The 21,122-nt window shown below is 61.9% G+C and carries 21 protein-coding genes and 1 pseudogene; 9 read left to right on the forward strand and 13 right to left on the reverse strand.

Annotation, left to right across the window (positions count from 1 at the left end; all coding sequences use genetic code 11):
* Positions 1-3: 3 nt before the first annotated feature.
* Together J1C56_RS28615 and J1C56_RS28620 are read left to right on the forward strand one after the other, a co-directional pair.
* Entirely contained in the window at positions 4-480 is a 477-nt protein-coding gene (locus J1C56_RS28615) for a hypothetical protein (RefSeq protein ID WP_214393434.1), read from the forward strand.
* Complete coding sequence (locus tag J1C56_RS28620; RefSeq protein WP_214393362.1) at positions 477-1,361, forward strand: DUF7007 domain-containing protein; 885 nt, start codon at positions 477-479, stop codon at positions 1,359-1,361. Before J1C56_RS28615 ends, J1C56_RS28620 begins: the two co-directional genes overlap by 4 nt.
* Positions 1,362-1,407: 46 nt before the next feature.
* On the opposite strand, the pseudogene J1C56_RS28625 reads toward J1C56_RS28620, so the two are convergent.
* A pseudogene (locus tag J1C56_RS28625) lies at positions 1,408-1,605 on the reverse strand (PhnA protein); the annotation flags it as partial.
* A gap of 159 nt (positions 1,606-1,764) precedes the next feature.
* On the opposite strand from J1C56_RS28625, the gene J1C56_RS28630 reads away from it, so the two are divergent.
* The 5 genes from J1C56_RS28630 to J1C56_RS28650 all read left to right on the forward strand — a co-directional run bounded on the left by J1C56_RS28630 (position 1,765) and on the right by J1C56_RS28650 (position 6,976).
* On the forward strand, positions 1,765-2,088 hold the full coding sequence (locus J1C56_RS28630; protein ID WP_214393364.1) for a hypothetical protein: 324 nt from the start codon (positions 1,765-1,767) through the stop codon (positions 2,086-2,088).
* Positions 2,089-2,114: 26 nt separating this feature from the next.
* Complete coding sequence (locus J1C56_RS28635) at positions 2,115-2,702, forward strand: BAR domain-containing protein (RefSeq protein ID WP_214393365.1); 588 nt, start codon at positions 2,115-2,117, stop codon at positions 2,700-2,702.
* Positions 2,703-3,036: 334 nt separating this feature from the next.
* On the forward strand, positions 3,037-3,963 hold the full coding sequence (locus J1C56_RS28640; protein WP_214393366.1) for an ArdC family protein: 927 nt from the start codon (positions 3,037-3,039) through the stop codon (positions 3,961-3,963).
* Between the two features lie 1,398 nt (positions 3,964-5,361).
* Complete coding sequence (locus J1C56_RS28645) at positions 5,362-5,673, forward strand: DUF736 domain-containing protein (RefSeq protein WP_027054589.1); 312 nt, start codon at positions 5,362-5,364, stop codon at positions 5,671-5,673.
* Between the two features lie 454 nt (positions 5,674-6,127).
* On the forward strand, positions 6,128-6,976 hold the full coding sequence (locus J1C56_RS28650; RefSeq protein ID WP_246592076.1) for a thermonuclease family protein: 849 nt from the start codon (positions 6,128-6,130) through the stop codon (positions 6,974-6,976).
* Positions 6,977-7,297: 321 nt separating this feature from the next.
* Here the strand turns inward: J1C56_RS28650 and J1C56_RS28655 are convergent, their stop codons facing one another.
* The 3 genes from J1C56_RS28655 to J1C56_RS28665 all read right to left on the reverse strand — a co-directional run bounded on the left by J1C56_RS28655 (position 7,298) and on the right by J1C56_RS28665 (position 8,884).
* The gene (locus tag J1C56_RS28655; RefSeq protein WP_214393367.1) at positions 7,298-7,645 is read right to left on the reverse strand and encodes a WGR domain-containing protein; all 348 of its coding nucleotides are present in this window, start codon (positions 7,643-7,645) and stop codon (positions 7,298-7,300) included.
* Positions 7,646-7,853: 208 nt separating this feature from the next.
* Positions 7,854-8,195 carry a hypothetical protein gene (locus J1C56_RS28660; RefSeq protein ID WP_214393368.1) on the reverse strand — a complete coding sequence of 114 codons (342 nt, stop codon included), beginning with the start codon at positions 8,193-8,195 and terminating at the stop codon, positions 7,854-7,856.
* Entirely contained in the window at positions 8,192-8,884 is a 693-nt protein-coding gene (locus J1C56_RS28665) for a ParA family protein (RefSeq protein ID WP_214393369.1), read from the reverse strand. The genes J1C56_RS28660 and J1C56_RS28665 overlap by 4 nt, the downstream gene beginning before the upstream one ends.
* Positions 8,885-9,211: 327 nt before the next feature.
* Between J1C56_RS28665 and J1C56_RS28670 the strand changes: the two genes are divergently transcribed.
* Together J1C56_RS28670 and J1C56_RS28675 are read left to right on the forward strand one after the other, a co-directional pair.
* On the forward strand, positions 9,212-9,622 hold the full coding sequence (locus J1C56_RS28670; protein WP_246592078.1) for a hypothetical protein: 411 nt from the start codon (positions 9,212-9,214) through the stop codon (positions 9,620-9,622).
* Positions 9,619-11,886, forward strand: coding sequence for a relaxase/mobilization nuclease domain-containing protein (locus J1C56_RS28675; protein WP_214393370.1), 2,268 nt, complete (start codon positions 9,619-9,621; stop codon positions 11,884-11,886). The genes J1C56_RS28670 and J1C56_RS28675 overlap by 4 nt, the downstream gene beginning before the upstream one ends.
* A 129-nt stretch (positions 11,887-12,015) precedes the next feature.
* Here J1C56_RS28675 and J1C56_RS28680 read toward each other — a convergent pair whose 3' ends face one another.
* The 9 genes from J1C56_RS28680 to J1C56_RS28720 all read right to left on the reverse strand — a co-directional run bounded on the left by J1C56_RS28680 (position 12,016) and on the right by J1C56_RS28720 (position 21,114).
* Complete coding sequence (locus tag J1C56_RS28680) at positions 12,016-12,297, reverse strand: helix-turn-helix domain-containing protein (protein ID WP_056567605.1); 282 nt, start codon at positions 12,295-12,297, stop codon at positions 12,016-12,018.
* A complete protein-coding gene (locus tag J1C56_RS28685) occupies positions 12,294-12,617 on the reverse strand; it encodes a type II toxin-antitoxin system RelE/ParE family toxin (protein WP_056567608.1) in 324 nt (107 codons plus the stop codon). The genes J1C56_RS28680 and J1C56_RS28685 overlap by 4 nt, the downstream gene beginning before the upstream one ends.
* Before the next feature lie 249 nt (positions 12,618-12,866).
* Complete coding sequence (locus J1C56_RS28690; protein WP_214393371.1) at positions 12,867-15,194, reverse strand: type IV secretory system conjugative DNA transfer family protein; 2,328 nt, start codon at positions 15,192-15,194, stop codon at positions 12,867-12,869.
* Positions 15,172-16,218, reverse strand: a complete 1,047-nt coding sequence (gene virB11 / locus J1C56_RS28695; RefSeq protein WP_214393372.1) for a P-type DNA transfer ATPase VirB11 — start codon at positions 16,216-16,218, stop codon at positions 15,172-15,174. The genes J1C56_RS28690 and virB11 overlap by 23 nt, the downstream gene beginning before the upstream one ends.
* Complete coding sequence (virB10, locus tag J1C56_RS28700; protein ID WP_246592080.1) at positions 16,184-17,518, reverse strand: type IV secretion system protein VirB10; 1,335 nt, start codon at positions 17,516-17,518, stop codon at positions 16,184-16,186. The genes virB11 and virB10 overlap by 35 nt, the downstream gene beginning before the upstream one ends.
* Before the next feature lie 7 nt (positions 17,519-17,525).
* Positions 17,526-18,362, reverse strand: coding sequence for a P-type conjugative transfer protein VirB9 (gene virB9, locus J1C56_RS28705; RefSeq protein ID WP_214393374.1), 837 nt, complete (start codon positions 18,360-18,362; stop codon positions 17,526-17,528).
* Entirely contained in the window at positions 18,359-19,090 is a 732-nt protein-coding gene (locus tag J1C56_RS28710; RefSeq protein WP_214393375.1) for a VirB8 family type IV secretion system protein, read from the reverse strand. Before J1C56_RS28710 ends, virB9 begins: the two co-directional genes overlap by 4 nt.
* A 13-nt stretch (positions 19,091-19,103) precedes the next feature.
* On the reverse strand, positions 19,104-20,174 hold the full coding sequence (locus J1C56_RS28715) for a TrbL/VirB6 family protein (protein WP_214393376.1): 1,071 nt from the start codon (positions 20,172-20,174) through the stop codon (positions 19,104-19,106).
* Between the two features lie 226 nt (positions 20,175-20,400).
* Positions 20,401-21,114: a type IV secretion system protein gene (locus tag J1C56_RS28720; RefSeq protein WP_136621825.1), complete on the reverse strand. Its 714-nt coding sequence runs from the start codon at positions 21,112-21,114 to the stop codon at positions 20,401-20,403.
* Between the last annotated feature and the right edge of the window lie 8 nt (positions 21,115-21,122).

Genomic DNA, 21,122 nt, shown 5'->3' on the forward strand with positions numbered 1-21,122 from the left:
ATCATGTCGGCTCAATTGATCTATGACCTCGTTCCCCTCGGTTCGATCGTGACTTATTCCGACGGATCCCCACGCCCGCCAGAGCGGCATCGCAAGAAGGTCGCAGCCTGGGAAAATCGCAACGGTGGCGGCAGCCTGATCCGCAAACAGGCCGAGACCCGCGTCGGCAGTACGACGCTGCCCGCCTCGATCGCCCTGCACAAGGGTGACTATGGCAGTCATGGAACCATTGTGTTGCGCGTCCACCAGACGTTTTCGGTGAACAACGACCTGAAGTTTTCGGCCAAGGAGCGGCCGTCCATCGGCACGGTTCTCGTTCTCGACCGCGCCGGCGACGATTCGGAGCTTATCCATCTTGCCGCCAATCGCATGGCTGCCGAGGAATGGCTTACTCGCCACGGCTATCCGAACGCCGTGTTGCAGCAAGTCACGGCCGACACCGTAGCTGTGGTTGCTGTAGAGGGGAGGACGGCGGCATGACTGCGCGAACTTCTGAAACCCATGACGTCGAAACCCCCGGTTTTCCGGGAGTTTCTTTTGGCCGAAGCGCCGACGGGCTTTGCGTTGCCCTTGTCGGTGAGCACGCCTTCGCCATGGCTCCAGCCCGCGATGGCCGGCACTATCTTGTCACGGGCTGGCGTATCCGCCGTCCCATGGCCGAATGGACGCGCAGCGATTTCTACGGCGATGCCGGTGAGCTTGCCGACAAGGCGGCGTTTCGCGCGCATGTCGAGGAGAACGCCCTCCACCAGCGGCAGCGCGCAGCGCTCGGACGTCGCGAGATCCACTCCCGCGCCCACACACCATGGGGAACTTCGCAGGGAGCGACCGTCTATGCCGAGGGCGTCGTGGCTCACTCGACGGCAGGCCATGGCGGGTTCCATCTGTCGGCGGAGCGAAATCGCAAAGTCCATGACTTGCTCCGCTCCGATGGCGGCTGGTATGAGGAGGACTGCGATTGGGCGGCCGTCGCCCAGGCTTTCCCGCAGCTCTTCACGGACTTCGAGAAGGCTTGTGCGGCAAGGACCATCCGCGACTGGTACCCGGATGCCTGGGAGGCGATCCACGGGAGGGCGCTCGAAGCCGGCCAATCGGCGAAAAAGGACGAGCGGGCATTTTTCGAGAAGCATGCCGATGACTGGGTCGTGGTGTCGGCGATCCGTTGCGAGCACCAGGCCGGGTTCACCGAAATTATCGCGACCCCTGGCGGCAAGCGCGGACCGGGCACTGAGGAACGTCGCTTTCTCGTTGCGACCGACGAATATCATGTCGGCCGCTTTGGATTCGTCATCGATGTTGCACGCCACCGTGTCTCTGGCGGGCCATCAAGCTTCATGGATTGGCAGCGGAGGGACACATAATGTCTGTCCCCGATCACCGCGCAGCTCTTCGCATGGATCACCGTGCCCTCTTCAGGGTCTGGCCGGCACCCCCTTGACCTCGAGGCTTGACGAGGACGACGGAGGCGCCGTCGGCCAGCATGGTGCCGGCGGCGTCGCGCACTTCAATGCTTCCGGCACAAGCTTTAATGGCAGCCCTTTCCGAGGCTGGTCGCCATTCCCCTGTCGTATCGTCATAGACGTGGTCGTCGTTGTGATCGGCCAACGCTGCCCTCGCCTCGGGATTGAATACGGTGCGCTTTAAGTCTGACGTGCAGGCCAAAGATCTGATCCACGCGGCGGACCGGCGCAGCTCATCTATACCAGCAGCAGCCGGCGTTCAAACCGCGGACGCCCGGCGGCATTGGGCAGGCCGTGCGATGGCATGGCAGCGCGGGTCGACCGGGTGCTTTTCCTCCCGCATGCCGGTATCCGTGCCATCCCCTTGCCGGTCTTCCCCGCGGGTTTGCTGCGGTCTGAACCCGCGGCTGTCCGCTTCAAGGCCGCTATCGCGCCGCGGAGCGGCCGGAACCCGCCGATCTCGGCAAGGCTGGCCCGCGTCCTGCGCAGGGCCAGTGAAGAACTGGCCCCGCTTGTCCGCAAGCCAACCTCGCTCGCCTGGCAGGCTCCGGACCCTGAAGCGTCCAGCTTTCGCCGGTTCCTTTTGACCGCACCCGCAGGGAAAACCGGCAAGGGCCGGAACACCTGAAGGGCATCGCTAGAAAGGAAAGCTCAATGTCCAGTTCAACCCGCTCCACCAAGACCAAGGCCCGCGTCGTCCAGCTCCGCAAGGGCACCACCCTCGAAATGGTCCGGCTCTGCTGCCCGGATGGCCGCCAGGCCACCCTCATTTCCGAAAGCTTCGGCCTCTGCGTCCTCGACAGCGACGGCATCCGTGAATTCCACGAGCGCAGTCTGATCGAAAGCGCCGATACGCTCTCCGAGGGCCTTTCCGAAAAGGCCATGCAAATCCACCTGCAAAGAATCGTCGGGTCCCATGTCGGCTCCGCCTTTGGAGCAGGCCAGTTCTACTCGAAGGCCGTTACCGAGGCGAAGGATGCCACGGCCAAGCTCGCCAATGACACCCGCGACGAGGACATTGACGGTCCGGTCGGCTTCGACAGCAAGGCCCAGCGCAAGCGCGAATTCGCCGCCGAAATGGGCCTTCAGGCACATGCCCTGCGCATGGCCGCCGAGGGCGCCGTTACCGCCTACGAGCACATCGTCGGCGAGAGCTGGAAGCCCTACGAACGCCAGACCGAGAACCCCGGCCAGACCGTCAACCGGCAGGCAGCCGATCTCCAGATGGCGGCCCTTGGCTAATGCCATTGGGCGGAGCTTCGGCTCCGCCCGATCTTCTCATACTGAGGCTGGTGTCCGTTCGGGAGCCGGCCTCTTTGCGTGTGCCAAAGGCACCCGACTCAAAGATCGACACGGCAAGTCATTAAGACCGCGCCGATCGCGGCCGTCACGAATGATGGTCCTGCTCCGGTGCTCGTCCCGCGAAACGGCTGCGCCGTCCTCCACTGACGTTGCGGCCCGCAAGCGATGGTCCTCAGCTTCCCCATCGATCCTCCGCGGGTTCGCGGACCTGCGGTCCTGCGCGTGCGGACCTCGTGACGGCCGCGATCGGCGCGGCCTCGAATGGAGGTTTGAAATGGACAAGAAGAGCAACCCGCCCCGCGTCGACATCTACGCGAAAATCACCGATCGCATCGTCGCGGACCTGGAAAAGGGTGTGCGCCCATGGGTGAGGCCGTGGAGCGTGGGCAATGCGAAGGGTCGCATCACGCGCCCGCTACGCCACAATGGCCTTCCGTATCAGGGCATCAATACCTTGCTTCTCTGGTCGGAGGCCGCTTCGAAAGGCTTCGTCTCTCCGACGTGGATAACCTTCAAGCAGAGCGTCGAACTGGGGGGTCATGTCCGCAAGGGGGAAACCGGCTCAACGGTGGTTTATGCCAGCCGCTTCACCAGGACCGAAACCGATGCTCATGGCGAAGAAGTCGAACGGGGCATTCCGTTCCTGAAAGCCTATACGGTATTCTGCGCCGACCAGATCGAGGGTCTGCCGGCCCACTACTACGCGGCGCCCGATCCTGTTACCGATCCTGTCCAGCGCATCGAGCATGCCGATCGCTTTTTCGACAATACTGGAGCGGTCGTGCGGTATGGCGGAGACAAGGCCTATTATTCTCCCTCTTCCGATCATGTGCAGCTACCGTCCCCGGAATTTTTCCGGGACATGGCTTCGTTCGTCGCTACGCGCGCGCACGAAACCCTGCACTGGACGGCGGCTCCCCATCGACTGAACCGAGACCTCAGCCGTTACCACAAAGACCGCACGGACCGCGCGCGCGAAGAATTGCTCGTCGAGCTTGGCGCCGCCATGCTCTGCGCGGATCTCGATATCGTCCCCGAACTCGAGCCGAGGCCCGAACATGCGGCCTACATTCAGGGGTGGGCCAGCTTGCTGGGCGGCGACAAGCGGGCGATCTTCCAGGCAGCCGCCCACGCGCAACGCGCGGTCAATTATCTCCACGAACTCCAGCCGCAGGCGAAAGAATTGGGGAGGGCGGCCTGACGTTACGCGCTCCGCTATTGCAAGGGGAGGGCGCCGAGCCCTCCCTGATCATCCGCCTTCGCGTGCTCAGCCCCGGCGGGGGAGTGCAATCGAGCGCGCTCGCCCTGATGGCGGCACCTGGCATTTCGGGCGGCTGGATTGCACTATATTCGCCGATGCGTGCTGGAAACCCGTCGCTGTCTCTAGGTATGGCGCCGAATGTGCTGCCCGTTTCCGGTTTGTCTCGGCTGGCAATTTGCGCGAAATCTCCTCGACGCTCGCCGAGGGCAAGTGTTGGGCATCAATTCCTTCTATTACCCGCACCGTCGACCGGCGCGCCAATCTCTTGATCGGCATGACCCGCTGGCAGTGCGCGACCACAGCCGGCGGATCGAAACGATCCCCGCGCCGGCTAGCCTCACGCGCTGGCGCTCGCTGCAGCATCCGGTCGCCACTCAATGGCTCGGAATCCGCCCAAAAGTGCCTGCATCGGTTGCCCCAGCCTACAGCCTCTCTACGATCCATGCGTGACAATGACGCCGAGGCATGTCCCCGGTGCTGTCGACGTTGACCAGGCAACTCGCACCGGCGCAGCGCGGTATCGGCGGCGAGGTCTTTCTGCACCGATCCGGCGTTCCCCTTGGCGAAGTCGGTTTGTCGACGGCACAGGCCAGCTCGACTTGTTGCCAAATGAATGTGAAGGGACGTGCGGCGTGTGATCGTCCAGCCTGGAAAGTGTCGTTGGCTTCAGCACACCGGGCTGCACATCAGGCTGAAGGCCCCGCCTTGCGGCTGGCCCCTGTCAGAGCGGTAACCCAGGGGCCGGAGCCAATCAGCCGGCCCGTGCCGGCGCCATGTCCGAGATGCCTATGTCCATGACCGTCAAGGGGCGTTCCTGCTTGAAGCTGCAGGTTGCTTGGCTGCTGTTTCGCCTATCGGCCTCGTCGTCGTTCGACCGATATGAGGAGGCTGGCGCATCTTTCCGGCTATGGGCCGTCGTTCTGCAATGACGCGTGACGTGGACGGCCGGGCTTGATGGCGCCCCACCGTGGCTGCGGTTGCGGTTATCATGCCGATAGGCTTCGCCTGTCGTCCGTGGCCGCGGTTTCATGAAGGGGCGCACCACCTGCGTCCTCGATGTGGCTGGTCTGACCGAAGGCCGTCTTCGCTTCGCTCCGCCTCGTTCTCAAGCCCGCAACAGCCGGTCGCGACTTTCTTCCCCTGCTGGCTTCGCCATCATTCCGCGCGGAACAAGAAAGCCGCGCCCTGGCTGCCCTTCACTGTCGTTCCGGCCCTAAGGACCACCCCATTGCGCACGCGCAATGGGGACCCCGGTGGGTGCGGGCCGATCGCCTCCGGTCTTTCGACCGCCATCGAGGTCGCGGTGGTCGCGGCCCGAGAAACTCAAGGAGACGACAAATGGCTACCATCGGCACTTTCACCTCAAACGGCAACTCCGGCTTTTCCGGAGCGATCAAGACCCTCAACCTCAACGTCAAAGCCAAGCTGATCCGCGTCGAGAACCCTTCCGACAAAGGCCCTCACTTCCGCGTCTACTCGGGTAGCGTCGATCTCGGAGCCGCCTGGCAGAAGGTCTCCAACGAGGGCCGCGACTACCTCTCGGTCAAGCTGGACGACCCGAGCTTCCCCGCTCCGATCTACGCCACCCTGATCGAGGTGGAAGGCGAGGAAGGCCTGCAACTGATCTGGTCTCGCCCCAACCGGGACTGATCGCCTCGACGAGGGCTCCGCCGCAAGGCGGGGCCTTCGGCCGTTCCCAAACGAACGCCGGCAGACGGACGGAGCAAGAAGCGTCGCCTTTCGGACGTGCTGCTCCGTCGGCATCGCAAAACCGAGGCGGGCCCCTATCGTCCGGTGTCCCCCTCTGTTCCCACCTGAGCCTACGGCTTTTCGGGCCGCCGCAAGGCCGGACGGCCTCACCAAAATGCTGACGCGTTTCGGCTCCTCCGTGCGGCCTGCTGCGCCGGTCGCTGCACGAGCCTTGCCCACTCTCGTGCGCGCTCGCCATGGTGCCGCCCGACTGAGCAAATCCAGAGCCGTCTCATGACAGATAGAGCGGCAACGTCCCTTCTACTTCACGACGGGCGAGCCGTTGAGCGGCTCCGATAAGATTCTGGACTTTCCGTGTATTCAGAGCGCATTCTCCCCGCCGGGGAGAAGGGGCTTGGATAAATCCCGCTACGATGATCGGTCGAGCCCGTGGCGCAAGCGCACTGGCGCAAGACGCTCGCTGGTACGACGCTGGTCCAACGTGCCGATGCGGCTGGTCTGGGTGACCGTAGCTGCGGCTTCCGCTTTGGTGTCTCAGTTTGTCATGCATAGCAGCGGATTGCTGCCGGACATCAATCTGCAGAATTTAATCAGGCCGAGCCCGGTGGCAATTGCTGGCGTCTCCTCTGTGATCGACGGCGACACGATCGAGATCCATGGCGAGCGCATTCGCTTCAAGGGTATCGATGCACCGGAGTCAGCACAGCAGTGCGACGACGCCAATGGCTTCCAGTATCAATGTGGCGTCAAGTCTGCCGCCGCTCTCGATGCCTTTCTCGCCGCCTCCCGACCAACCCAGTGCATGTTTGTGTCATGGGATCGCTACGGCCGCTATGTCGGCAATTGTAGCCGGGCCGATGGGGTCAGCGTCGCCGTCTGGATGGTCGAGAACGGCCAAGCTCTTGATTGGCCGAAATACAGCCAAGGTGCCTACGCCAGGCTACAGGAGAAGGCTAAGGCGGCAAAGGTTGGCATCTGGGCAGGAACGTTTGAAGCGCCTTGGGATTGGCGTGCCGAGCATCGCGCCGACAATGAACAGCCATCGGCGATCGCTCCGCTGCTCGCTGCGTCGCCCAGTGCCTGCAACATCAAGGGCAACATCAACGCTCGCAGTGAGCACATCTATCACATGCCCGGCCAACAGTATTACGATCGCACCGTGATCACGACCAGCAAGGGAGAGCGGTGGTTCTGCAGCGAGGAAGAGGCGGTGGCCGCTGGTTGGCGGAAAGCAAAGCGTTAAGTCCCAGGGGGCAGGAGTTGCCCTGTTTTTCACCTGCGCTGGCGCGGGCGGCGGGAGCGCTGAATGCAACATCGGCGACGGCCCCGAACTTGTCGATCTATGGCAGCGTCAAGATCGCTGACTTCCGGCTGGCGACATCTCGCCCGGCCGGTCGACGGCATGGTGGTCAAGGCGAAACCGCTACACGAGCAGGACATCGAATGGCCGCGCATCAAGGTGACGTTGCAGAAGCGTCAAGGGCATGTCCGTCGGGGTGCGTGCGCGTATCCACTCCTTGAAGCGGACGGATAGAGCGGGCATCGAGCGGCTACAGCGCCGAAATCATCGTCGACGCCGTCGAATTCCTCGCTTGACCCAAAGCCCGACAGCTCGTCCCAGCGGCTGCCCCGTCAACCAGACGAGATCGCTTCTGCGCGTCGGGTAGGCGGACCTCGGCTGATAGCCGCGCATCCGCTTGGCACGCAGCAGCTCGAGGAAAAGCCTTACGGCTTCGCCCTCGGTATCGAAGGAGTGCTGTACCGTGCGGCCGTTGGTTCCAATCCGACCCCAACGGCGGACCAGGCAGGTCTGCCCGAACAGAGTCTCCTTGATCGACAGCGCATAGAAGCGCGCCATGTTCCGATCCGCATCGCGGCGTTCGATATAGAGGCGATAGTGCTGCGCGATCATGGCGGACAGAATCGCGCAGCCGGACGCGCGCGTCCAATGATTGGTTTGAATCAGCGGACGCCGATCGATTCACTCGCGTGATGGATGGAACCGTACGTCAGTCGTTCAGCGGCATCTGTGATGGCCTTCCCCGCAGAGATGTAGCGAAGCCTCGCCGAGTCATACGCGGTTGGTCGTGACGAAAATCGACGCTAATCAGCGCGTCTGGCTACTTCGGCTGCCGAGCAAGGAATTCCGTTATCAGGTCCTGCACCACCTCCTGCATGGTTGTCCTATTGCGCGCGCAATGGACCTGCAGCTCGATCATCTGCGAGACCGGAATGCGTGTGTGCAGCCGGGCTGTCTCGCCGTCTGCCTTTGGCCTTTCGAGCTTCGCTTTCGCCGCTCTGGCAGACTGGGGTCTCGTCTGCTCCTCCAGGCTGTCCGTTTCGCTGATGCTGGATTCCACTATGGCAGCCATGTTGCGCGAGAACGGATCATCCGAACGTGCACGCGGTTTTAAGGCGGGCAGCGGCAACTGGTTTGCGGTCCGATCGCTTTTCTCGTTCATGGCGTGGTGGCTCCGTTCAGTTTGCCGATGATCTCGGCAGTCAGGGCATTCGTCTGGTCGCGAGCGTCTTCGACGGCTTTGTTCACAGGCTGCACTTCGTAAAGCGTCCCGGCCGTTGCGATCGAGGCGAAGGTCGGCCGCTGCGACAGAAAGGTCTCAAGCACGCTGGCGTCGGCCTGCCGCAGCAGCTGGATGGCTGTGCGGAAGGCCATCGTGTTGTGCTCGATCCCCGAAACCATGTTGAGCATCACCGCGTAGGGAATTTCGCGGTGGCGTCCGCCAAGTGAGCGGATGTGCCGGATCAGACCGAGGCATTGCTTGACATCGAAGACATGCGCTTTCGTCGGAATCAACACGAAGTCGGCGTTGGCGACGGCCGGGCCAAGTGCGGCCACGGCCGTGCCCTGCACATCCACCAGCAGCAGGTCCTCGGTGTCGGATTGCGCCAGCCGATCGATCAGTTCGTCGGTCGAGCCGATGGGGATGACGTCGATGTTTGAAAGAGCGTAGCCGGCGCGGCGACTGTTTTTGCTCCACTCCACCGCGGACAGTTGCGGATCGGTGTCCAGCACCGTCACCCGATGACCGGCGGCGGCGAATTCGCCAGCGAGCAGGATGGTGGTCATGGTCTTGCCGACCCCGCCTTTAGGGGAGGCCACTGTGATTTGCACCGCGCGTTGTTCCGGCATCTTTTCTCCCAATATTCGCGTGTCACTTTGGCGTCAAATCGCCTCTGCGCTTTGGCGCCAAAGTGACTTTCTTGCATTATGCCTATGCGCCGATGCGACAAGGTGTGAAGGCACATAAGTGTCTACGTGATAATATGAATTTGCGCATCGGTGCAATGTTTCGAGAGGCATAAAAGGTGATGGATTGACGAGTCATTTAGTTATTATAATGTTGTCTAGTGAATTGACAAGATACGCAATTTGGGTCCAAATTGGCTGAGCAGGTCGTCGCTTCGCTTTGACCTGGACCGTCTTCGACGGGAGGCCCATCCGCCATGGCGAGGAATTTTGGACGCTATCGCTGCCCAGAAAGACACTCGAAAGCGCTCCCGGATCGATCTCGGGCCGGAGGCGGGCGCGCTCCTGGACGAGGCCTGCAAGGTGTTCCAGCTTGACCGGGCGGAGACGTTGCGGCGCATTATCCGGGCCAGCCTGAATGTCGGTCCCGCTCTGTCGGCTGAGAATTCACGCACTGTCGCGGCGTTGGCCTCGCAAGTGCGGATGGTCGGCCGAAACCTCAGCCAGCTTCTCCATGCCATTCATTCCGGCCACGCCGTCCCCATGGAGGCGGCGTTGCCGATATGGGAAGCACTGGATGAGAGGGTGAAAGCCGTCGACGCCGAATTGACGGCGATGACGATCGCCCATGGCCTGAAACTTCGGAAGGCGGCGCATCTGCTGGATGGTGAGAGCGCGTGAACCTCGACCAGTCGTCCATACAGGCCATAGCCGATCGGATTCGCGCGAGCGCAGCTTTTGAAGACGAGAACCGCAAGCGCCGCAATCGGGCCATGTTGTCACTCGCTGCAAATGACGATGATTGGTTGCTCACGGTTCGCGGCCGGAAGGAGGCGGGCGGTTTCGGGGGAAGCCGGTCCCCGGAACCGCCGGTGCCGCGCTCGTCTCCCCGGGAGCTCGAGCCGCCGCGGGGTAAAGCCGGGCGACTAAACCTCCCCCTGCCAACGAATCGGCGGAAGCTCGCCGGCGGATTTGCGCCGAGGGCGGCTGCCGACAAGCTGGCGGCCGGGTATCAGCCGGCGGTCCTGAAGGTGATTTCCTACGGGCACGGCGTCGCAAGGGCAGCCGCTATCGGTCAGTATATCCAGAAGGAGGGCGTCGCGCTCGAAACGCATGATGCGCGCATCCTCGCAACGCAGGGGGCCGTTGCCGAGGAAATGAAACAGTGGGGCAAGGGCTTCGACAAGCGGCGGGAAAGCGAGGATGTGGCGACGTTCCGGCTTTCGCTGGCAGGGGAGGAGAGTGCCGTGCGCCTTTCACAGGCAGTTCAGGCCGGTTTCGCCGGCCACGGTTTCGCCTATCGCATCGACACATTGCAGGACGGATCGAGCGTCGCGCGTGTTGTCTCGACAATGGCCGGACACAGCGTCGTGGAGAGCGAGAACGGGGACAAGAAGGTGAAGCATCGCTTTCACCTTTCCGATCGGCGCCAGCATGATCGCCAGTTCTCGGCACCAACCCGGGCCATGATCGCCTCGCGGATTTCCGAGGCGCTTGGTGTCAAGCGGGATGCCGTTTCGGTGAAGCCGATTGGGGAACCCAGCCACGGCAAAGCCGGTGTTGTGTTCCAGCTCTCGCGACTTACCCATGACGGAGCCGCGATCGGCGCCGACGGCGCCACGATCGCGTCTGAGGAGGCGGTTCGGCAGACCGCGCAGTCCTGGGACAAGACCCTGAATTCCTACAAGCCTCGCGACACCATGCACATGATCCTGTCGGCCAAGGCGGGCGAGGACAGGCAAGCTCTGGTAAGGGCCGCACGTGGGTTCCTGCATGAGCAGTTCCCCAATCACAAATTCGCCTTCGGCATGCATGCCGACATGGCCGAGGAGGGCGGCCACATACATGTCCATGCCGTCGTCGCCGTGAAGGGTGAGGACGGTGAGCGCTTGCGACCAGGCCCGGCCCAGCTTCGCGAATGGCGCGCGCTCTATGCCCAGCACGCACAAGCGCAAGGCATGAAAATCGTCGCGACCTCCGCGGCCTATCGAGCGTCTTCGCAAAGCTATGGTCCGCGCGACAAGGCGATTGTGGCCACGGCCGAAAAGCCACGGCCGGGACGGGAGGCGCGGGACCGCGCCTATACCCGTGCAAACCCGCACGTCATCGAAAAAGCCCGCCAGCGGATCAACCGCGCAAAGGCCAACCCGATAAAGATTCCGATTTCGCCGCGCCAGCTGCAGGCCACCCAGACAGGCCTTCGGGACTGGCGCTCGGCCGCTGCTTCTCAGCCGAATAACGCGATAGTGAGTCAATTCATTGATCGGATGACGCAAGCCTTCCGATCCGGTACTGTTGTGGTCGCTATTCGAGATGGAAAGGGTGTTCAAATGAGTTCAGATGCCACCGCGGACCAAATGCGGGAAAACCTAAAAGAGATCAACGAGACCGTTAACAAGACCGCGGCGATGATGAACGGCCAGACCAAAGCGGAGTTCTTACGGCGCGCAGCGCCCACCATGGAGCTGCTTGCGATCCGGACGGATCTCAAATCCCTGCAGGAAGGTGGCGTCACGCATATCAGCGAAGACCAGGCCCATCGGATTGCCGGCGCACGCGCCGAAGCTTTGATCCATCGCGCCCAGGAGATCGAGGCGGCCGAGCGGCTTGAGGCCGATCTCGCTCGCGAGATCCGCAACCGCGCCATCGAGCAGGAGATCCGCGACGAACGAGCTGGATCGGCTGATCCGACCTCGCTTGAGCAGGTTGCGCAAGACCGCGAAATGGTGCGCAACGCCGAAAGCATCGCTGCGAAGGAAGCCCGCGAGGCACAAGCCGCAAGCGAAGCCGCGCGTGCATTGGCGCAGAATCCTAACGAGCGGCTTGATCCCGAGATCGTCAAAGGCGAACGGCTCGAAGAACTGCAGCGCCTGCAGTCGAGGAGCATTAACACCGCTCCGGTCGAAGGCGAAGAGCCGGATTCCCAGAAGCCGCAAAAGCAGTAGTCGCCTCGCCACGCAGCACTGCGTGGGTTCGTTGTTCCCTAAGCCGGGCCCAGGCGGGGGCTCCGTTCGGCACACGCTCACTTCAAACGCAAGATGTGCTCCGAGGAAGTCGAGATTGACACCTCGTGATTATGCCGCTTGCTTTACCCGGATTTCTATCTCCAGGTGTGCCGAGGCGGCGATGTTGACGAGCGCGTCAAGCGAGAACTTGGCGAGCTTACCGCGCAGCAGATCATTGGTGCGAGGGCGCGTCAGACCGAGCCGCTTGGCGGCTTCCTCCTGGGGAATGCCCCAACGCTGGACTGCCTTACGGATTTCGTAGAGCAGCGCCGAGCGCGCTTTGAGGTTTGCTGCCTCCTGTTCGGTGTCCGCCAGGGCATCCCAGACGTTTTCATAGATTTCTACGTTCATCGTTCTGCCTTCCATCGTTTTAGCCGTTGGGCCGCTAGATCGAGGTCTTTCTTGGATGTGGACTGTGTCTTCTTCTGGAACGCATGAAGCACCAAAACGCGGTCCTCTAGTGTTGCCAGATAGATGACGCGAAACGCTCCCGATGCCTCCCGAACCCTGATTTCCCTGACGCCGGCCCCCACGATCTGCATAGGCTTCCAGTCATCCGGATCGTCGCCGCGCTGGACAAGTTCGAGCTGCCAGCCGGCTTCTATCCGCGCATCGTCAGGAAACGCTCGAACATCCGCTCTGCTGCTTCCGAGCCATTCAATCACCTTCATCGCGGCCACTGTATCGGTATCGATACATTTTGGCTAGAGAGAAAACCAATCGCATTTTAAGGGCCAGCAATCAGCTGAACCGGATTGCCGAACCCGCCAGATCATCTCCAGCGGGCCCACATACCTCGAGCACAAGGAAACGGTTCGATGCGACCGTTATCGGATTAAGGGACACTTGGTCGTGTTGTCACACCCGCACAGGCGCGGAACGCACAAATCGCGCATTTGTATTCAACTGAATTTCCTGTCCTAGCGATCGCCGTGACGTCTAATTTGATCCTGCAGCTCCTCAATTGCGGCCACCGGCACCGTGTCGGCCTCTTCGTCATTCACTGACGGCGACAGCGAACGAGCGCCGGCCTCTACCTCGTGATCGAGCGATGCGAGCAGCGCGGCGATCGACGTGGACTTGTTTCCCGGCCGGACCTGGAACTGCAAGACGCTCGCCTTGCCTTCGGACGCACTCGGGTCGGACGTGTTTGATGCTGCCGGCGCCGATCGCCGGCCAAGGGCGGGAAGCGGCCGCGGCGAATCCCCGGCCGTCTGATCGGTCCGCTTCGGCTTCAACTCCGGAACTTCAGCGGCGACCTTGCTCTTTGCTTCAGCCTCACCACCCGTTGGAAGGCCTGAGCTTGGCAACGCCCGCGGTGCGTCCGCGCTGTCGCAATTCGCTTTCGGCTTTAACGCGACAGGCTCAACCCCTTCAGCCGCCGCACCAGTCGCGGGCAGCACCGCATCGATAGAGGCTTTATCGCCCGAAATCGGCGCTTCGACGGTATCGGGTTCCCGCAACTCGAAAGGCGCCGCTAGCGTACTGTTGGCCGCCGCTTCGACGTCCGCCATGGAGCGCAGCGGAAGATCCTGCCATCGGGAGAGAGGCGGAACCTTGAGGCGCCGGTGCCGAAATTCCTGGTAGGTCGCCTTATAGGGAGCGTCCTTATAATAGGTAATCTTGCGCACCATGAAACCAGGTGGGCTCGAGACCAGAACCACGGCCTGCTTCGCCGGCATTTGCCGAAGCTCCGCCGCCGTCCGGAACGGCCTTTCCTGATAACTTAAACTCTTGTCTCGGCCCCCGAATATGCCTTGACCAGCCCTGATGATCGGTGTGGGCACCTCGATCGTGGTCGGTCCCAGCATTACAGAGACATGTTCCGATGTCTCCACATCGTTCATGCGGATGAAAAGCTTCACCTGGCACGCGGTCACCGTGGTCTGCCGCGTCGCTTTTCCATAGACTTCGTCAAGCTGGGCAAGGTCCTGCAGGATCAGGACCATGCGAAATCCATAGCCCGCGTTGATAGCCAGCTTGGAAACGATAGTCTCCATTTTGCCGAGCTGGCGAAACTCGTCGATCATCACCAGGACCTGATAGGGCTCGTCCGGGCCTGGTAAGGAAGCCATCAGCACATCATGGATTTGCTGAACCAGGAGTTTGATGATGGGCCGGAACACCTCGAGCTGCGCCACCGAGCAGCCGATGAAGAGAGCCGTCGGATCCTTGCGAAGCTTCGAGATATCGAAATCGGTCGACGCCGTTGCGGCTGCAACGAGATCATTGGTCCAGGGGTTGAGAGCCGCCGTCAGGTTGAAGTAGGCCGAGTTTCGCGTTTCCTTTTCCAGCGCAATGAACTGGTTGAGCGCCTGCACGACCCACGAAGGCAGATATTTTTCCTCGTCATTGCGGATATTCGTCAGCACCCTCAAAAAATCCACGCCAGTCGACAGAAGCATCGCGACAGCTCGCAAATGACGCTGCCCCTCATAGCGTGGCGATGTCAGGACATAGCCGATCATGGCCGAAAGCAGCTGCCGGCCGGCGCGCGCCCAGATCTCGGAACTTCCTGTCGCCTCCGGGATGATGAAGGAGGAGACCACCGCGCAGTCCGTCGGCATGCGCGCATCGCGCCGAATGAAATCCAGCGGATTATAGCGATGCGAATCCCGCTCGCCGGGGGAAAAGAAAAAGACCTTGTCGCCGAGAGCCTGCCGGTGCGCACCGAACGCCTCGAAGTTTTCCCGCTTAGGATCGAACCACACCGAGGATCCTCGCCACATATAACCGTTCGGTATGACAAAGCTGACGCCCTTGCCGGATCGGGTCGGCCCGACCACCAGGACGTGCGCGGGATCATCCGAGCGGATGGTCGCCCCACCCATCTTGCCGAGGATCAAGCCTTGCTTTGCCAGCAGGTTTTGCCTTTCGGCGTCCATGATCGTGCCGAACCGTGCATCGCCGTAGTGCATTGGCTTGCGGTTGATCAGGCTTGCAAAGATCAGGGCGACGCCGATCGCCACGACAACCGCGACCGCGATCGCGCCCCGAATGATCGTCTCGCCCTGCGTGGGATGATAGGCCAGGCGCTGGCTGAAATGCTGCCAGGCAACGAACAGGCCGCTCAGGCTGCGTTGCGCGTTCTGGTACTTTACAAGCCCCCAGCGCGAGGCGCCTTCGGAAGGGAGGGCGGGATTCCAACGCCATGTCGCCACCAGCTCGTAGGCCAGGCTCCAAAGAGCAAAGAAGGCGGCGAGGCCGATGAGGCCGAGGAAAAGCCTATAAGCCAATAAGCGAGACATTCTGGGGAACCTTTCTGGCGGCTCTCCACTCAGTCATGCGGTTGAACCAGATCGCCGAGGTTCCGCGCCAGCCGCCCCGGCGCGTCTGTTGGATCACAATCGGCAGGACCGACCTCACGTAATCGATGATCTCCGCCTTGCTCAGCCCGAGCCCAGCCTGCATGACCATCAAGGCCAGCTGCTCGAACGCACCGGCCGGGCTGTCCGCATGGATCGTCGTGATCGATCCCGGATGACCCGTGTTGACGGCGCGCAAGAACGAATAGGCTTCCGCTCCCCGGATCTCGCCCAGGAAGATTCGATCCGGCCGCAAGCGCATGGCCGCCTGCAGCAGCGTTTCAACGGTCACGCGCGCCAGGCCCTGGTCGCCCTTTGACGCGACGAGGGGCAGATAATTGGGCTGGTGGGGTTTGACCTCGCGCGTATCCTCAATCGTGAGAATCCGCTCATCCGAAGGCACCTCGTGCAAAATCGCGTTCAGAAATGTCGTTTTGCCCGACGATGTGCCTCCCGAAAGCAAGATCGAATAACGTTCGCGCACGGCCAAGCGGAGGAAATCCTCGATCTTGCCGGCGTCGAGATATTCGCAAAGGGCGCTGTCGGTCTCGCTCAAGTCGCCGGGATCCTGGACGGAGATCGTATCGAACGCCCCCCGCTTCCGATAATCCTCAAGGCGCATATCCTTCACCACCTGCTTGCGGATCGCGAAGGCGCCCCCTGTCGGGGTTGCCGGCGCAAGCACGCCCTGAAAACGTTCGCCGCCGGGGAGGGCGGCCGAAAGCAAGGGATTTTCCTCGCTGACCGACTGCGAGGATGATGCCGCTATACGTTCCATGAGGTACGTGATTGCGGCGCGGTCGAGCTCAGGCACGTCGAAGGGCTCCATATGGGTGGAGCCAACGATTTCGACCCATACAAGTCCAGGCCCGTTCGCACAGATTTCCACGACGCGCTCGTCGTCGAGCCAGCGCCGCACGGGCCCCAGCGCCTTATTTAGAAAGACGGTTCTTTGCTGCCCGCTCACGTCGTATCTCCCTCAAAGCCTCGCGTACCGGGTCCGGATAGAACTCCGAAAAATCGAGGTCGCGGCGCACGAACACCATGATGCGCGACCCCTGATCGACGTGGATCGTGGGCGCGATATTGATCGAGTTGCGAAGCGCCTCTTCGGCAATGCGGTTGAGGCTTTGCGAAATCTGTTGCGCGCCGATCTGGCGGGCGCTCTGCATGTACTGGTTGGGTTGCGTCTGGGTTGTCACCGTCTGTCCGGTCTGCGGATCAGTATAGGCCTGATTGGTGTTCGACCCGTTCTGGTCATTGCCAAGGTTGGCGATGAACTGGGTCGCGCCGCCCACGACACTTAGAAGGATCGCCGAGCCGAACCGCTCGAAATAATGGTTGTCGACCTCGCCCGGCATGCCGCTGCGACCGAGCTCGTCGGTGCCCGTCGAACCGAGCTGCACCGACATGCCGTCCGATCGAAGCAGGCGTGTCCACACAATGAACACCCGCGTTTGGCCGGTTGCGAGGCCACTGCGATATTCACCGATAAGGCGGGAGCCACCGGGGATCAAAACCCTGCGACCATCGAACGACCATACATCCTCCGACACGACGGCCCGAACCATACCGGCAAGATCGCTCTGGATCGCGGTCTCGAGCACGCCCTTGATCATCGTCCCCTGGGCGACCAGAGCGTCGGTGCGCGGGTTCATCGTGGCCTTCGATGTATCCGCTCCGCTCTGGCTCGCCCGTGCCAAAAAACGCCGGTTGGGGTCCTCCTCGCCCTCGCCTGCGTTCCCGGCCGCCGCTGCATCCGTTCCATTGCCGCCCAGTGCTGATGCACTGCCAGGCGTATCGCCGCTATCGACGACGAGCTGCTTGGCGCCCAGGCGCTCCCATTTGCGGCGCTCCTCTTCTTCCTGCCTGCGCCGTTCTTCCTCAGCCAGACGACGGGCCTCGGAATCGTCCTGTACCTGCTGTGGAGCCGCAGGCGGTTGCAATGCTGGCGGAGGGGGAGGGGGAGCCTCGATCGTCGACGGCGGCTGTGCTGGTGCCGCCGGCGGCTCCTCGGGAGCCGTCGGGATTTTCAGGGTCCCGTTATCAAGCTGGGGACGCGGCGTATCGAGCCCTGGTGCGGGAAACTGTGTGGTGTGAAACTCCTCGCCATCCGACGCCGTCAACAGCGGCTTGTCCGACGCACGCGTCGCCGCATAGATCATCCAGCCGGCGAAGACCACCGCACCCAGCGGCACGGCGATCTTGAACAATGTGCTTGCGCCGAATTTTGGCGCGGCGACCGCCGTGCCCTCCTCAGCGAGCATTCTGTACTCATTGGGAGATGGCATCGGGTCCCCTCACTTTCCGAACAGCCCCACCGCCGACACGCTGCGGCTCGTAAGGTTCAAGCCCGGTCGGTTCGTTTACATTGTTCAGTCTCAGATTGAAGACGCAGGTTGCTTCGTTGCCATTGCGCAGGGTCCATTGGTAATTGACCTTGTCGACGACGGTGTACGCGCCCTCGCGGCGATAATTCACAAGGGTCTCATTGCGCTCGCTATCGACGACATAGATCGCCGGCACCTCCCTTGCCGGATCGAAGCGGAACCAGGTTTTCACGCCGTCGTCGTAGATTACGAGCGGCTTATTTGCCGACGACCCCTTATAGGCATAGGACGAGTTGGCATTTTCCGCCTTGAAGCCTTGCCGGTTCGGCTGCGCTGCCCGGGCCCGGGCTTCGTCCATCAGCGCCGCGTCCGACGCCTCTTCGGGATAGCGGAACTTGATCGCATAGACTTGTTGCGCAACCGGCCGAAACTCGCCGTTGAGGAAGAACACGTAGCTGCGCTTGTTCGTCAGGACGTTGAGGTTGCCGCCCGCATTCTTTTCGATCGGCTTCACAAACAGCACATTGCCCTTCTTGTTGGGCTCGATGCTCCAGGCCGGGACGTCGCCAGCGCCGAGGGTTTCGATCTTCTCGTCATCGCCGAATTCGATCATGGTCGAGGCGCCATAGCTGGCCGGCACCGACACGACATCGTCCTTTTGATACCAGACGAAGCGAATGCGGCTGTCACGAGATCCCGCCCGAGGGGTCTGTTCGGCAAGGGCCGGCTGAACCGCGCAAACGGCGAGCCCGATTGCCGTCAGGATGCCGGCGACCTTCATTGCGGGCTCTCCGGGGTGGGTGCCGGCGCCGTCTCCTGATCGCGCCGATATTCGAGCACCTGGAAACCGAGCGGATTTTGAAAGCGGATCTCGTTTCTGGCTGGCGCGCCGGTGTAGCGGAACCGGATCAACGACACCCAATGCCGCTGCACCGTGTTAGCCTGGCTCTTTTCCTCCGTCATGAACCGGACCAGGGCGGTCCTTTCGTTGGGAAATGTCACGGACTTCACGGTCACAGCCACGACGGTGTTTCGCCCGTAGAGCACGACGGGGTTGGTCACCTTGTTTGCCGGGCTGAAAAGCTCGACGAGCTCCCTCGACGCATCGCCGGCGCTCAGCAATTGCGCGAGGTCGAAGTTGTCCTTCAGCGCCTTCGGATCGTAGGTCTCGCGAGCCTTCACATAACGGACGATATCGAACATCCCCATCGACTCGTCCTGCTGCAAAGGACCGTCAGCCAGCGGCCGCTTCACCTCGACAAACCCGGTGGATTTGTCGACCACCACCATGTAGGGCTCATAGGTCTTGAGCGGCAGCGCCAGGATCAGCGCGCCCACGGCTGCCACGGCAATGACCGAGGCGACGCTTGCCACACACCATGCCAGAGATCGCGACCAGCGATTGCGCCGCGCGATATCTTTTTCCCAGATTGCCGCATCCACGTAGTACGGCAATGGAGACTCGGTTTCCTTCGCCGGTCCCCCAGCGCTTTCCGTCACATCGCTCATTGGTGCCCCAAAACTATGCGGGATCCGTCAGCTTTCGCGAAAGCCGCGCATATTCCGCTGAATTCTCGTATCTTCTTTGTGCGAGGCTCACGCGCGCCCGCTCGCGACCCGCCAAACGTTCCTGCCGCGTGCTCCAGCCCATGCGTCCCATCAGCGTCCGCTGACCGGCTTGGCCCATCGCTCCGAAAGCACCGCCGTAGAACCGTCCAAACGAAGGGGTTCCAATGCCAATGCCACCCGCGAGTGAGGCGGCAACGTTGGTGATTTGCGACAGCAGCAGCACGCCGACGAGGCAGATCAGGATCAGCGGCGCGGCTTCGGTCAAAGTCGTTGTCGCAGCACCGTTCGACCGGTTGACCGCGTCGAAATAGGTCTGGGTGATCGAGATGAAGAAGGCGCAGAAGGCGTAGACCAGAATCTGCACACACATGTACTGCACGATCGCGGTTATCCAGCCAGCGAAGAACCGGGTCGTGTAGCCGAACAGCATGAGAATGATGAACACTGGGGCGAGCGCCAGCAAAAGCCAAAGAAAGATCTTCGACAGGATGATGAGGAAGATCGCATAACCGATGAGCAGCGCGCCGACGACGAGGATGATTGCCGCCAGCACGTAGCCGCCGAAGTTCAACACCCCTAGGCTCTTGATAAAGGCAGCGGTGGAGTTGGCGAGCGAATCCCAGATATTTTGCAAGGCGGTCTGCACGGAGTTGACGGAGTTCAGCCCGGCCGATGTCCCGGTCACATTGGCCGACACGCTCGTGAGAAGGCTGTTCCCGATCGCGGAAGGTGTCTCATTCGCGAACGAATAGGCATATGTTTGAAAGTCCCCCCAGCTCGTCGCCAGAGCGTAGATGACGAAGGCGCGGAACAGGCGCCAGACCATCTCTTTTCCCGATCCGGTCGAGGTTCCCTGCCAGATGCTGATGGCCCAGAATATCACGTACAGCGTCAGCATCAGGCCGGCGACGCCCACCTGTCCGCCGCCGGTCAAGGCGGACGCGAGGTTCTGGTAGGCTTGCGATACGTAGTTATTGCCGAACTGATCGACCTGTTGCAGAAGCGTCGTGATATTGAAGTTCATTTTTTCGCCATCCCACCTGGAAACAGAGATGGATCGCTATTGAGTGCCTTCATCGGACCACACCCGGATGGCTTCGCCGCTTCTGTTTGTGGTCCGGGCGCCGCGAACGCCAGTGGCTGCATCGGTCCCTCGTCGCGCGAGCAGGGAGCCTTGAGTGGCTTGTGGCTGCACCCCGAGGTCGCGACAGCGCCAATAGTGGCGGCCGCTACTAGAAAAAAGCGCACCGTCATTGGCCGGACTTGTATTCGAGCCCCCGCGAGGCCTGGGTGATCAGGTTCATACGATCGATGTTTTCCTGGTTGGCGGCCGCGGTTGCGGTGTTCACCGCGCCGATCAGCTCGTTCACGGTGAGACCGGTTTGCACCATGATCTGGCTGTTCTGATCGATCGAGCCCTTGATGTCCTGCGCCGTGCCGATCCGCTGAGCGCCCGACTGAAAAGCGTTGGAACGGGTCTTCACCCCGTTTTGCGAGGAGTCGACCAGTCCGGTGACCGTGGCCGCGACGTTCACCAGGGCGCTGTAGTTCTTATCCATCTGCGTCGTCTGGCCATTGATCAGACCCGAGATGGTTTTCACCAACTGCAAGCCGTTGATCAGGTTGGAAACGATCCCCTGCGATCCATTGCCGAGGCCGGCGAACGACAACGAGCCACCCGAGATCACGCTCCCAAGCGAGGGCGCGTCCCCCATGGAGAAGCCGCCATTGCCCAAGGCCATCTGCGCGAGCTCGCCGGCCTGGCTCGACCGGTCGCCCGTGACGGCCTGGAGCGTCTTTTGCGTATAGTTCATGATGTTGCGGTCGGTGCTGAGGATCTCGCTCGTGGCCGATGCAATCTGCCGAGCCTGCTCCAGATTGGCCTCGTCGATCGTAGGCACCTGCGCAAAGGCGATGCCGCCAAAGCCAAGCAAGAGTGCCGCTGTTAACGCAATTCCACGCATAGCGCTGT

Source organism: Aminobacter anthyllidis (assembly GCF_018555685.1).
In the GTDB taxonomy this organism is placed as follows: Bacteria; Pseudomonadota; Alphaproteobacteria; order Rhizobiales; family Rhizobiaceae; genus Aminobacter; species Aminobacter anthyllidis.